Source organism: Pseudomonas meliae, assembly GCF_001400515.1.
Lineage (GTDB): Bacteria > Pseudomonadota > Gammaproteobacteria > Pseudomonadales > Pseudomonadaceae > Aquipseudomonas > Aquipseudomonas amygdali.
In genome coordinates, this window is sequence record NZ_LJQT01000202.1 from 1 (window position 1) to 12,613 (window position 12,613).

The following is a 12,613-nucleotide window of genomic DNA, read 5'->3' on the forward strand; positions in this document are numbered from 1 at the left end:
GCCGTGCAGCGGGGTTTCGACCGCCACGTCGTACACGCGAGAGGTGAGGATTTTCTTGACGTACTGTTCAAGCATCGGGGTGGCATCACTGACGAAGCGGGCAAGGTCGGGAAGTCTACTCTGCGCACCGAAAGACGACCATACGAATGACAGGGCTTTGCGGCGCAGTCGCCGCTATAATGCGGACCTTTTTTACATACCCCCTCTTTTTACCTACATCAGGCACCGTGGAGCCCGCATGACCCAGGATCAACTCAAACAGGCAGTCGCCCAGGCAGCTGTCGACTTCATCCTTCCGAAGCTCGATGACAAAAGCATTGTGGGCGTCGGCACCGGCTCCACGGCCAATTGCTTTATTGATGCGCTGGCTAAACACAAGGCGGCATTCGATGGCGCAGTCGCCAGCTCGGAAGCTACCGCCGCGCGCCTCAAGGGCCATGGCATTCCGGTGTATGAGCTGAACACGGTCAGCGATCTGGAGTTCTATGTCGACGGAGCCGACGAAAGCGACGAGCACCTGAACCTGATCAAGGGCGGCGGCGCGGCACTGACTCGCGAGAAAATCGTNNGCGGCCGTGGCCAAGACCTTCATCTGCATCGCCGACGGCAGCAAGCTGGTGCCGGTGCTGGGCGCGTTCCCGCTGCCGGTCGAAGTCATTCCGATGGCCCGCAGCCACGTTGCGCGACAACTGGTGAAACTGGGCGGCGACCCTGTTTATCGCGAAGGTGTTCTAACCGACAACGGCAATATCATCATTGATGTGCACAACATGAGCATCACCAATCCGGTGGAGCTGGAAGCACAGATCAACGCCATCGTCGGCGTGGTCACCAATGGCCTGTTCGCCGCCCGTCCGGCCGACCTGTTGCTGCTGGGCACCACCGAAGGCGTGAAAACCCTGACGCGCTGATAAAACCGGTCGTGCCCACGCAAGGTGGGCATGCCCCTCACAGGCTCAAGGCTTGCGGAACACGTAAAACAGGTTCGGCTCGCTCACCAGATACAGCGTCCCTTCTGCGTCCATAGCCATCCCTTCAGCCTGCGGCACGTCCTTGCTCAGCCCCATCGCCCCTTTTGCCAGCGAGCCGCTGCCAATCGGATGACCGCTGGTGTCGAGTTCAAGAATGCGCTTCGACTCATCGGACAAGGCCAGCAAATGGCCGCTGGTTTCATCGAATTGCAGGCTGGAAAGGTCACGAACCGACAGTCGGCCATCGCGCTTGCTGTTGGAGATGACCTGCAGATTGCCGGGAGCCTCGGAGTTGGTTCTGGGAAAGCCGCGCACTTCGATGATCTGCACCGGATCACGCTCGCGGGCGACAAACAGGCGCTTGCCGACCGAATCATAGGCCAGCCCTTCATAGCCCTTGTTGCCACTGGCGGTGATGCCCAGCGTCAATTGTTCTGCCTGGGTGGCGTCCAGACTTTTGGTGTTGTCATCGACGTGAATCTGAATCAGCCGGAGCCGGCGCTCATCGCTGATCACATAAGTGCCCGGGCTGATGTATTCGACAGCCTCGGCATCACCGAACCCGACCAGCGGAATGCGCCGCAGCACACGACCGTCCAGGCTCAGCTCGACCAGTTCGGGGGTCTGGTTGGTCACCGTAAACAGGCTCTTGCGGTCCGGGTCGTAGCTCAGGCCCGAGACATCATCCTGCAGCCCGTCGATCACCTGTGCTTCGGTGACGACGCGGTACTGATCCAGGCCAATGGACTGAAGCGAGTCGGACTGCCAGAACACCTGCCAGTCGAACAGGGCACTTTCAACATAGCGGTATCGCTGATTGGCGATCACGAACACAACGATCAGGGGTACAAGGGCCAGAAGCAGGACTAAAGAGCAAGTAGAGCGACGCATGAAGGGTGACTCGAACAGATTGAGCGGACGGGATTGATACCATGCCATCCTGAAAGCAAGCTTAATGGCATGGTGCTATATTTTTGCCGATTGTGTATCGGCGACCTGTGTAGTTGCCGTCCTGGCTCAGTGCTTGTGAAGCGCCCGGTGAAACGAATAGAACAGGTTCGGTTCGCTGACCATGTACAGCGTACCGGCCTCATCAAGGGCCACGCCTTCTGCGCGCGGAATTGTGTCCTTCAAACCGTTCATGCCGCCCAGCAGGGTCATGAAGCTTACCTGCTCGCCTTGCTCGTCGACTTCTAGCAACAAGTGCGAATCGGCAGACAGCGCGAGCATGTGGCCGGTGCGCGGGTCGATGCTCAATGACGACAGATTGCGCATGTCCAGCGAGCGACTCGACAGCGGTTGCTTGTCGCCTTTCAGCACGTCACTGCCATCACTTTTCCAGGTGTACAGCGCGGGAGGTCGCTCCTCGCCCAGTATCAGCTGCTGACGCTGCGGGTCCCAGGCGATACCTTCGAAGCCCTTGTTCTGGTTGGCAGACTTGCCCAGTTCGTACTGGGGGAAATCCGCGATGTTCAGGGTGGTGGTGTCGGCGTTCACTTTAACGATGGTCAACTTGTGTTGGCGCTCATCAGTGATCGCAATCAGGCCATCGTTCATGACGGCAACACCTTCCGGATTGCTCCAGCCCACCAGCGGGATCTTGCGCAGTACATCGCCCGTGAGCGTCAGCTCCACCAGAAACGCATTTTTGCCCATGACCGCAAACAGCGTTTTGGTCACCGGGTTATAGGACAGGTCCGACGCCTCGTCCTTTTCCATGCCCGGCAGCACCTTTGCGTCGATATCCACATGGTAGTCCGGCAGCCAGATACTGGCGTGACGACCTGCCTTGCTCTCGAACCGCTCCTGAAACCAGAGCAGCGCGCGATCATCCCAATGCATGATGAAGGCCAGCCCATAGCCCAGCAAGACAACCACTAACAACCACGAGTACCAGCGCATGTTGCGTAAGTAAGCGAAGCGTTTTTTGTTACGAGGCGGCGTTGCGGCAGTACTGGCCATTCATGTGTTCCTGAGCAAATGAGACTTCATGACGACGTGGTGCCCTTGCAGGGACGGCCGGATTATCCAGAACAGGTGTGAAAAAAACGCAAAATCGGCTGAACTATCAGTCACTCCACAAACAAAAGCCACCCGGGAGTGATCCCGCGTGGCTTTGGGTGCAGCCTGAAGATGCTGTCGGGTTACCTGACGACGCTCTCGAACGGCGTCTGCCCGACCAGTTCCAGCGCGATCTGGTCGCCGGCTTCGAACGGCCCGACACCGGCAGGCGTGCCGGTCATGATCAGGTCACCGGCCTGCAGCGAGAAGTTGGCTGCCATGTGCTGGATCATCGGCACGATCGGGTTGAGCATCATGTTGCTGTTGCCGTCTTGAACCACCTTGCCATTGAGGGTCAGGCGGATACCGATGTCCTCCAGATCTGGGAAGGTCTCGGCGGGCACGAACGGCGGAATCACCGCAGCGCCGTCGAAACACTTGGCCAGCTCCCATGGAAGGCCTTTCTCACGCAGACGCGACTGCACGTCACGCAGGGTCAGGTCCAGGCCGGGCGCAAAGCCGCTGATCGCGTCCAGCACTTCTTCGCGCGAAGGGTTCTTGCTCAGGGGCTTGCCGATCAACACCACGATCTCTGCTTCGTAATGCACCGAGCCGCGGTCTGCCGGGATAGTGAAGCCACCCTCCAGCGCAACCACCGCGCTGCCGGGTTTCATGAACAGCAGTGGCTCGGTAGGCACCGCGTTGCCCAGTTCCTTGGCGTGTTCGGCGTAGTTACGCCCGATGCAGACCACTTTACCCAGCGGGAAGTGAATGTTGGTGCCATCGACATATTTGTGCTGGTAGCTCATGACGTCTCCTGAGGCTGTAAGAGGTAGCCTGCTTATTGTTGCGACGGATCAAAAGGTTGCGACGGATCAAACGGCGAAGATTTTGCCGGGATTCATGATCCCGTTGGGATCGAACACCGCTTTCAACGCCTTCATGTATTCGATTTCGATCGGCGAGCGACTGTACGTTAAATAGTCACGTTTGGTCATCCCGACACCATGCTCGGCCGAAATCGAGCCGTTGTACTTTTCGACAGTCTCGAATACCCACTTGTTGACCCGGGCACATTTGACGAAGAACTCGTTCTTGTCGAGGCCTTCGGGCTTGAGGATGTTCAGGTGCAGGTTGCCGTCGCCAATGTGGCCGTACCAAAGCACTTCGAAGTCTGGGTAGTGTTCGGCAACGATCGCGTCGATTTCAGCCAGAAACTCCGGCACTTTCGAGACAGTGACCGAGATATCGTTTTTGTACGGTGTGAAGTGCGAGATGGTTTCGGAGATGTACTCGCGTAGCTTCCACAGGTTGCGTAATTGCTGTTCGCTCTGGCTCATCACGCCGTCCAGCACCCAACCCTGCTCGACGCAGTGCTCGAAGGTCGCCAGGGCCTGATCGGCCAGGTCGTCGGTGGTCGCTTCGAACTCCAGCAACACATAGAACGGGCATGGCGTGTCGAAAGGCGACGGCACATCACCGCGCGCCATGACCCGGGCGAAGGATTTGTCCGAGAAGAATTCGAAGGCGGTCAGGTCGAGCTTGCCGTGAAAGGCATGCAGCACCGGCATGATCGAGTTGAAGTCCGAGGTGCCCAGCACCATCGCTGTGAGGTTCTTCGGCGCACGGTCCAGGCGCATGGTCGCTTCGACGACAAAGCCCAGCGTACCTTCGGCACCGATGAACAACTGGCGCAAATCGTAGCCGGTGGCGTTCTTGATCAGGTCCTTGTTCAGCTCCAGCAGGTCGCCCTTGCCGGTGACCACCTTGAGGCCCGCGACCCAATTGCGCGTCATGCCGTAGCGAATGACCTTGATACCGCCCGCATTGGTGCCGATATTGCCGCCGATCTGGCTGGAGCCCGAAGAAGCGAAGTCGACCGGATAATAAAGGCCGCTCTCTTCAGCCAGCGCCTGTAATTGCCGGGTGATCACGCCAGGCTGACAGACCGCCGTCCGGTCGGTGAGATTCAGATCCAGCACCTGATTCATGTAATCGAACGAGACGACCACTTCACCGTTGGCAGCCACCGCGGCCGCCGAAAGCCCGGTTCGTCCACCCGAAGGCACCAGCGCCACGAGCCGCTCATTGGCCCAGCGTACGATGGCCTGCACCTGTTCGGTGGTCTTGGGGAATACGATGGCCAGTGGCGCAGGAGTGAACTGCTTGGTCCAGTCCTTGCCGTAAGTTTCCAGAGAACCGGCATCGGTGAGTACCTTGCCGGGGTCAACCAGGGTCTGCAGCTCATCAATCAAAACGCGATCGGTCATTGAATCAACCCTCGAACGATTCATGGGCATCCTGAGAACGGTTCACGTTCGGGATGAGGTTTCGCGGGGCTCATATGCTAGCATACGCCCCCCGTGAGTCGTGCCCAGAGCCGAACCGGGCACCCCCTGCCAATTTTCTTCGGGACACAGGTTTACGCAGATGAGCAAGACTTCCCTCGACAAGAGCAAGATCAAGTTCCTTCTTCTCGAAGGCGTCCATCAGTCCGCTGTCGACGTCCTCAAGGCAGCCGGCTACACCAGCATCGAGTACCACACCAAGTCTCTGCCGGAAGCCGAACTGAAAGAAAAGATCGCTGACGCACACTTCATCGGTATCCGCTCCCGCACTCAGTTGACCGAAGAGCTGTTCGATTGCGCCAAGAAACTGGTTGCCGTCGGCTGCTTCTGCATCGGCACCAACCAGGTTGACCTCAATGCAGCGCGTGAGCGCGGTATTGCAGTGTTCAATGCGCCCTACTCCAACACCCGCTCGGTAGCAGAACTGGTGCTGGCCGAGGCGATCCTGCTGCTGCGCGGTATCCCTGAGAAGAACGCTTCATGCCACCGTGGCGGCTGGATCAAAAGCGCGGCCAACTCGTTCGAAATCCGTGGCAAGAAGCTCGGCATCATTGGCTATGGCTCGATTGGTACGCAGTTGTCGGTGCTGGCCGAAGGCCTGGGCATGCAGGTGTACTTCTACGACACGCTGACCAAGCTGCCACTGGGCAACGCGACTCAGGTGTCCAGCCTGAACGAGCTGCTGGGCATGTCCGATATCGTTACCCTGCACGTGCCGGAAACCTCGGAAACCCAGTGGATGATCGGCGAAAAAGAAATTCGCGCGATGAAAAAGGGCAGCATCCTGATCAACGCGGCTCGCGGCACAGTCGTTGAGCTGGACGCCCTGGCCGACGCGATCAAGGACAAGCACCTGATCGGCGCTGCAATCGACGTGTTCCCGGTCGAGCCACGCTCGAACGACGACATCTTCGAAAGCCCGCTGCGTGGCCTGGACAACGTGATCCTGACCCCGCACATCGGCGGTTCCACTGCCGAAGCGCAGGCCAACATCGGTCTGGAAGTCGCAGAAAAGCTGGTCAAGTACAGCGACAACGGTACGTCGGTATCGTCGGTCAACTTCCCGGAAGTGGCCTTGCCTGCTCACCCTGGCAAGCATCGCCTGCTGCACATCCACGAGAACATCCCGGGCGTGCTCAGCGAGATCAACAAGGTCTTCGCCGAGAACGGCATCAACATCTCCGGTCAGTTCCTGCAGACCAACGAGAAAGTCGGTTACGTGGTCATCGACGTCGACGCCGAGTACTCCGACCTTGCCCAGGCTAAGCTGCAACAGATCAAAGGCACCATCCGCAGCCGCGTTTTGTTCTGACCCGAGCGCCGTGCCCACCCCGTGTGGGCACGATCAGTGTTCTTCCGGGCACCTATCGTTCCTCACGCTCCAGCGTGGGAATGCCGTTCGTGACGCTCTGCGTCATACAAGCACTGACAGCCCTACTTCACATTGATCGTGATCTTCTTCGACTCGACCGACGGGTTCAGTGGCATGTGGCCTTTGTCGCCCATCAGCAATTGCAATGTGTGCTGACCAGGCGGCAGGTTGATTTCGGTTTCGGTCTGGCCCTTGCCGAAGTGACGGATGTTGTCACTGACCGGCAGCGGCGCATCCATCGCTGGCTGGTCGTTCACATCGATCAGCAGGTGATGGTGACCGGTATCGGGAACATCCACACCCGCAGGTGCGACGCCCATGCCTTTGAGACCGAATTGCACCTTGAACGGTGAGGTCACGGTTTCACCGTCCTTGGGCGAGATGATGTACACCTCGGCGCCTTCAGGGGATGCAGTGCGTGGCATATCGGCGGCGCTGACCAGCATGGATGCGCTGAGCAACAGGCCCGCGACCATCGTTCCAGAAAATAAGGATTTCATGATTGCTCCGGTTGCAGTTGACGTAAGTCGACCCTCACACAACAAATCTGTCGGTTCAGGAGTGCTCAAGATAGACCGCAGCCGGGCTCAATGGCTCACTGCATTGATGAAACAGTTTTCATGAACAGGCAACAGGTCACTGAAACAGCTCGTTACCGCGGCGCCTGAACCAGCCCGTCAGTGACAGTCGATCACGGCTGGCAGGCATGACTTCATGGGGAATATCACCGGACAGAAAAACCACCAGGCAACCGCCTGTAGGCTGGACGTCGTAAGCCACATCGTCCTTGAGGTACATGCGCAACTGGCCGCCATGCTCGGGCAGCCAGGCATTGTTGAGGTAAAGCACCGCCGACACCATGCGCTTGTCATCATCGCGAAAGCGATCCACATGCCTGAGGTAGCGGGCACCCGGTGGATACAGCGCAAAATGGCTTTCGTAGTCCTCCAGCCCCAGGAAAAGGCCGCGATTGAGCGCCTGACGCAGGCTTTCCATCAATTCCAGATAGCTGTCGCAACACTGCACCTGCCCCGCTTCAAGCCACTGAATGCGGTCACCACGAATGCCTTCGCGTATTTCCTGCGCTGCGCCCTTGCCAATAGCGGCAGGCTCGAGCTCGCCTTCGGCAGCACGTTTTCGGCACTCTTGCTCAAGTTCAAGAGTCAGAGCTTCGGGCAGGAAAATATTCTGCTGCGACCAGCCGTTGGCGGCCAGGTCGTCGACGATTCGCAACAGCAGTGGGTGGTCAGAGGGTATGCGCATGGCGTGCATAGTATCGATAAGCCATGAAATCCGACAGAGGCGTATACATGTGGTATCACACGCGTGAGATTTCACTCGCCGACGGCACTCATAACTCGACAAATCCACGCTAACACCCGGAGAATAGCGGCCTGCCGACAGGAGTCCCCAATGCGTCGTTTGTTTGTTTTGCTGTTGATGTTCTGCACCTCCCCTGCCTGGGCAGACAGCTACGATCAGTTGTACAAGGCCGCAGGCTGGCCGGAACAGCGCGCGCATTTCAACGATGCTCTCAAGGCTGCCCAACAGCGCTACAGCAACAACCTGCCGCCTGCGGTTTATCAAGCGCTGGTCAATAACAGCAATCAGCGTTTTTCCCCCCAGGCCATGGACCAGCGCGCGTCCAGGCGCCTGCGTGAAAGCCTCAAGGACCCCACACCGTCGCTGCAATTTTTTCAGTCGCCGCTGGGTCGCAAGATCGTCAACGCCGAACTGACCGCAACCCGCGCCGACCAACTGGCCAAGCACGCGCAAGGGCTGCCGCATATCGAAGCGGATGCAACGCGTCAGTTGTTGATCGGCCATCTGGCCCAGGCACTGCCGGCCAGAGAGGCCGGCGCGGAAGTCAGCCTTGCCATCGCAGGCGTTGCCGCCGACAGCCTGAGCCAGATGATTCCCGGCCTGCTCGGTGGAGGCCAGGCGCAGGGCATGCTCGAAGGCCAGCGCGAGCGCCTGATGGCGCGGATCAGCGCCGACCTGAACAACACGCTGCTGTATGTGTACCGCGACCTGTCCGACCCTGAACTTGAAGAGTTCTCGACCTTCGCCGAGTCGCCGGAAGGCAAAGCCTATTATCAGGCCGCACTGGCTGCGATTCGCGCCGGTCTGGCAGTCGGGCAGAGTGCGTCGAGCCTGAATCCCTGATCGGTACCGACGGCTTAGCGCAAACGCCCTTCCAGAAAATCAAAGTACCTTGCCCGTAACTCCGGCGATTCATTGGCCAGATGATGCCGGGCGTGCCCCAGCATCAGGATCTGCGGCTGGCTGAACTTGCCTTTCAGAACCGTGAGGTTGTGAGACCAGTCGACCGTCAGGTCCGCCTCGCCCTGAATGATCAACGGGCTGCGCAGGCTCCGCGGCGCGCGCTCAATACGCACAATCCATTGCGACAACGCGCCGACCCAGGCAGTGGGCAGGCGACGCGGCTGCAAAGGGTCCGCCAGGAGAAAAGGCAGGAACGCAGGCGCATTGGAGTTTTCGGTGAAACGCCGGGCAATGCCGTTTACGAACGGTTTGAGCAGGTGATAACTCAACCGCGACCATCCCCAGGCCCTTGGCCTGACCAGCGGTGCCAGCAGGATTACCTCACCTTGCGCAGGCGTGTCGTGCTCCTGATGGAGCAGGTGATCGGTAACGATGGCACCGCCCATGCTTTGTCCGCACAGGTGCCAGGGATGTGGCAGCCCAAGGCCTTCGGCTTCAGACAGCAGACGTTGCAACACCAGTTGGTATTCGGCGAAGTCATTGATACAGGCGCGACTGCCGCTCGACAGACCATGCCCCGGCAGGTCGCAGGCGATCACGGCAAAGCCTTGCTCCAGAGCCCACTCGATCACATGCCGGTACAGGCCCATGTGGTCATAGAAGCCGTGAAACAGAAACAGCGTGGCGACCGGATTGTCAGGCAGCCAGACCTGCCCGACCACCTCATAGCCCGCCACATCGAGGCGCCCCAGCCAGCTGCGTATGACGTTTTCGCCACACAGTCCGGCAAGACCGTAGAAGCGCTGATAGGCCAGTCCCTCCATGGAAAGCGAATCAATAACGCTCAGCGGCAGCAGGCTGGCACGCAGGTTATCGGGGTCGAACGTGACGGACATGTGGTTTCCAGATTTCAACAAATGACTCGTAAACTTGTGTAACGATATTCTTCTGTCTGCCCCGGCATGGCAAGCTAAGCGGCTGTAATCGCAGACATCTGTCATTGAACGTGCACATTGCTGTCTGCACACTGGGCGATGCTCGCGAGCTCACCTGCCCGAATTCGCCCTGAAGCCGTTTCGAACGGGCTCTTGTGTCGGGTTTCATCGAATCAACCGCGTCACAACGATAGTCTTAATTCCCGCCTACGCCATTTACAGAGAAACCGGATGAAACGCAGCCTCTTCATTCTAGCCATCATCTTCGCCCTGCTTGCGGGTGGCGCGGGCTGGTACGTAAATAGCAAACTGCCGGTACGTGACGGCGAGATCGCCATGAGCCGTCTTCAGGCCCCCGTCACCCTGCGCTACGACGAGCGTGGCGTGCCGCACATCCGCGCCGAGAGCGAAGCCGACCTTTACCGCGCGCTCGGCTATGCCCATGCTCAGGACCGGCTGTTCCAGATGGAAATGCTGCGGCGTCTCGCGCGTGGCGAACTGGCGGAGATACTCGGGCCGAACCTGGTCGAGACCGACAAACTGTTTCGCACACTGCGTATTCGCGAGCATGCCGACGCGTATGTTGCACGCCAGGACAAGAACACCCCGACCTGGAAAGCGCTGGAAGCCTACATCGACGGCGTCAATCAGTATCAGGACACCCACGCACGACCGATGGAGTTCGACGCGCTGGGTATTCCCAAGCGGCGCTTCACTACCGAAGACACCGTGAGCATCGGTGGCTATCTGGCGTACAGCTTTGCGGCAGCATTCAGAACCGAACCATTGCTGACGTATGTGCGCGATCAACTGGGCCCGCAGTATTTGAAAGTGTTTGATCTGGACTGGCATCCGGACGGCATGCTCGGTTCTAAACCGGCATTGGCCAGCGCCGACTGGAAAGGCCTGGCGCAGTTGGCCCAGCTGAGCCACAAAGCGCTGGAAGGCGCAGGTCTGCCGCAGTTCGAGGGCAGCAACGCCTGGGTGATTTCCGGCAGCCGTACGCAAAGCGGCAAACCGATACTGGCGGGCGACCCGCACATCCGTTTCTCGGTGCCTTCGGTATGGTACGAAGCACAGCTTTCTGCGCCGGGTTTTGAGCTGTACGGACACTTTCCGGGGCTCAATCCGTTCGCGTTTCTGGGCCACAACATGGATTTCGGCTGGAGCCTGACCATGTTCCAGAACGATGACGTGGACCTGATCGCCGAGAAGACCAATCCTGATAACCCCAATCAGGTCTGGTATCACGGGCAATGGGTGGACATGAAGCGTACCGAGCAGCAGATCACCGTCAAGGGCCAGGCCCCGGTCACACTGACGCTGCTCGAATCGCCGCACGGACCGATCGTCAACAATTTGATGGGCAAGAACGCCGGCCAGACGCCAATCGCGATGTGGTGGTCATTTCTGGTGTCCGCCAACCCGGTGCTGGATGGTTTCTACGAGGCCAACCGCGCCGACACGTTGGATAAAATGCGCAGCGCCGCCGAGAAGATCCAGTCGCCGGGCCTCAACATTGTCTGGGCCAATGCCAAAGGTGATATCGGTTGGTGGGCTGCGGCGCAACTGCCGATTCGTCCGCAAGGCGTCAACCCGAGCTTCATTCTGGACGGCAGCACGGCACAGGCCGATAAGCTCGGCTTTTACCCGTTCAGCGCCAACCCGCACGAAGAAAACCCGGCGCGTGGCTACATCGTGTCCGCCAACTTCCAGCCGCTGTCGCCGACCGGCATGCAGATTCCGGGTTACTACAACCCGGCCGAGCGCGGTCAGGAGCTGAACCGGCAACTGAGCGACTCCACCATCAAGTGGGACCTGGCCGCCAGCAAGGCGCTGCAACTGGGCACGCAGACCGATTACGCACCGAGCATTCTCAAACCGCTGATTCCGGTACTGCGCAGCGTTGTCAGCGACCCGGACGAAATCGCCCTCGTGGAGCGGCTGGCCAGCTGGAAAGGCGATTACCCCGTTGATTCGGTGGGTGCCACACTGTTCAACCAGTTCCTGTTCGACCTGACGGAAGAAACATTCCACGACGAACTGGGCGATACGATGTTCGAAACGCTGCTGTCGACCCGCGTACTGGACGCCGCCCTGCCGCGTCTGGCCGCCGATGCCGATTCGCCGTGGTGGAACAATCGCAATTCACCCCATGAAGAAAGCCGCGCCAATACCGTCAAGGTAGCCTGGCGAGCCAGCGTGTCGCACTTGCGGTCGCTGTACGGCACCAACCCGGATGAATGGGTGTGGGGCAAGGCACACACCCTTACTCAGGGTCACCCGATGGGGTCGCAAAAGCCGCTGGATATGATCTTCAACGTTGGTCCGTATGCAGCGCCGGGCACCCATGAAGTGCCGAACAACCTGTCATCCAGCATCCGCCCTGCCCCGTGGCCTGTCGGCTACGGCCCTTCGACCCGCCGCCTCATCGACTTCGCCGACCCGGCGCACAGCCTGGGGATAAATCCGGTGGGACAAAGCGGCGTGCCGTTCGACAAGCATTATTCGGATCAGGCCAAGGCGTTTGTGAGTGGCGAGTACGTGCCACAGCGCTTTAGCGAGAAAGACGTGGCAGAGCATACGGAAGGGGTTTTACGGTTAGTGCCGAGGGAATAGCCGAGCCCGGAAATGAGGCTTCTCGTGGGAGCGAGCTTGCTCGCGAACTGTCGGGAACCGACAGTGAAACCTTCACGCACGGTACATCAGGCACAACCGGGGTTGACTATCGTTCCAATGCTCCGCGTTGGCATGCCTTTC

Annotated in this window: 11 protein-coding genes and 1 pseudogene; 4 read left to right on the forward strand and 8 right to left on the reverse strand. The window is 59.2% G+C overall.

What is annotated here, in order from left to right; all coding sequences use genetic code 11:
• On the reverse strand, positions 1–75 hold a 75-nt coding region (locus ALO64_RS26800), incomplete at its 3' end, for a hypothetical protein (protein ID WP_375232590.1).
• 163 nt (positions 76–238) lie between these two features.
• Here ALO64_RS26800 and rpiA point away from each other — a divergent pair.
• Positions 239–911 (forward strand): annotated as a pseudogene (rpiA, locus tag ALO64_RS09000) (ribose-5-phosphate isomerase RpiA).
• A gap of 45 nt (positions 912–956) precedes the next feature.
• Here the strand turns inward: rpiA and ALO64_RS09005 are convergent.
• The 4 genes from ALO64_RS09005 to ALO64_RS09020 all read right to left on the reverse strand — a co-directional run bounded on the left by ALO64_RS09005 (position 957) and on the right by ALO64_RS09020 (position 5,242).
• Positions 957–1,862: an SdiA-regulated domain-containing protein gene (locus ALO64_RS09005; RefSeq protein WP_044344804.1), complete on the reverse strand. Its 906-nt coding sequence runs from the start codon at positions 1,860–1,862 to the stop codon at positions 957–959.
• A gap of 126 nt (positions 1,863–1,988) precedes the next feature.
• Positions 1,989–2,933, reverse strand: coding sequence for an SdiA-regulated domain-containing protein (locus tag ALO64_RS09010; RefSeq protein ID WP_010217056.1), 945 nt, complete (start codon positions 2,931–2,933; stop codon positions 1,989–1,991).
• 182 nt (positions 2,934–3,115) lie between these two features.
• Positions 3,116–3,781, reverse strand: coding sequence for a fumarylacetoacetate hydrolase family protein (locus ALO64_RS09015; RefSeq protein WP_002555752.1), 666 nt, complete (start codon positions 3,779–3,781; stop codon positions 3,116–3,118).
• A gap of 66 nt (positions 3,782–3,847) precedes the next feature.
• Positions 3,848–5,242, reverse strand: a complete 1,395-nt coding sequence (locus ALO64_RS09020; RefSeq protein ID WP_002555753.1) for an FAD-binding oxidoreductase — start codon at positions 5,240–5,242, stop codon at positions 3,848–3,850.
• A gap of 160 nt (positions 5,243–5,402) precedes the next feature.
• Here ALO64_RS09020 and serA point away from each other — a divergent pair, with 160 nt between their 5' ends.
• Positions 5,403–6,632, forward strand: coding sequence for a phosphoglycerate dehydrogenase (gene serA / locus ALO64_RS09025; protein WP_002555754.1), 1,230 nt, complete (start codon positions 5,403–5,405; stop codon positions 6,630–6,632).
• A gap of 122 nt (positions 6,633–6,754) precedes the next feature.
• Here the strand turns inward: serA and ALO64_RS09030 are convergent, their stop codons facing one another.
• Positions 6,755–7,192, reverse strand: a complete 438-nt coding sequence (locus tag ALO64_RS09030) for a DUF4399 domain-containing protein (RefSeq protein ID WP_002555755.1) — start codon at positions 7,190–7,192, stop codon at positions 6,755–6,757.
• Positions 7,193–7,328: 136 nt separating this feature from the next.
• Positions 7,329–7,964, reverse strand: a complete 636-nt coding sequence (locus ALO64_RS09035; RefSeq protein WP_005733639.1) for a 2OG-Fe(II) oxygenase — start codon at positions 7,962–7,964, stop codon at positions 7,329–7,331.
• 141 nt (positions 7,965–8,105) lie between these two features.
• Here ALO64_RS09035 and ALO64_RS09040 point away from each other — a divergent pair, with 141 nt between their 5' ends.
• Entirely contained in the window at positions 8,106–8,858 is a 753-nt protein-coding gene (locus ALO64_RS09040; RefSeq protein WP_044344802.1) for a DUF2059 domain-containing protein, read from the forward strand.
• A 14-nt stretch (positions 8,859–8,872) separates the two neighbouring features.
• On the opposite strand, the gene ALO64_RS09045 is transcribed toward ALO64_RS09040, so the two are convergent.
• Positions 8,873–9,814 (reverse strand): phospholipase BipL, encoded by a 942-nt coding sequence (locus ALO64_RS09045; protein ID WP_044344801.1) that lies wholly within the window; start codon positions 9,812–9,814, stop codon positions 8,873–8,875.
• Positions 9,815–10,084: 270 nt separating this feature from the next.
• Here ALO64_RS09045 and ALO64_RS09050 point away from each other — a divergent pair, with 270 nt between their 5' ends.
• Entirely contained in the window at positions 10,085–12,472 is a 2,388-nt protein-coding gene (locus ALO64_RS09050; RefSeq protein ID WP_054991702.1) for a penicillin acylase family protein, read from the forward strand.
• Positions 12,473–12,613 lie beyond the last annotated feature (141 nt).

Excerpts from the sequence above, each read along its gene's own strand:
- ALO64_RS09045 (WP_044344801.1), bottom strand. The coding sequence starts at position 9,814 with ATGTCCGTCACGTTCGACCCCGATAACCTGCGTGCCAGCCTGCTGCCG.
- ALO64_RS09030 (WP_002555755.1), bottom strand. The coding sequence starts at position 7,192 with ATGAAATCCTTATTTTCTGGAACGATGGTCGCGGGCCTGTTGCTCAGC.
- ALO64_RS09020 (WP_002555753.1), bottom strand. The coding sequence starts at position 5,242 with ATGACCGATCGCGTTTTGATTGATGAGCTGCAGACCCTGGTTGACCCC.
- serA (WP_002555754.1), top strand. The coding sequence starts at position 5,403 with ATGAGCAAGACTTCCCTCGACAAGAGCAAGATCAAGTTCCTTCTTCTC.
- ALO64_RS09035 (WP_005733639.1), bottom strand. The coding sequence starts at position 7,964 with ATGCACGCCATGCGCATACCCTCTGACCACCCACTGCTGTTGCGAATC.
- ALO64_RS09050 (WP_054991702.1), top strand. The coding sequence starts at position 10,085 with ATGAAACGCAGCCTCTTCATTCTAGCCATCATCTTCGCCCTGCTTGCG.
- ALO64_RS09015 (WP_002555752.1), bottom strand. The coding sequence starts at position 3,781 with ATGAGCTACCAGCACAAATATGTCGATGGCACCAACATTCACTTCCCG.
- ALO64_RS09040 (WP_044344802.1), top strand. The coding sequence starts at position 8,106 with ATGCGTCGTTTGTTTGTTTTGCTGTTGATGTTCTGCACCTCCCCTGCC.
- ALO64_RS09010 (WP_010217056.1), bottom strand. The coding sequence starts at position 2,933 with ATGGCCAGTACTGCCGCAACGCCGCCTCGTAACAAAAAACGCTTCGCT.
- ALO64_RS09005 (WP_044344804.1), bottom strand. The coding sequence starts at position 1,862 with ATGCGTCGCTCTACTTGCTCTTTAGTCCTGCTTCTGGCCCTTGTACCC.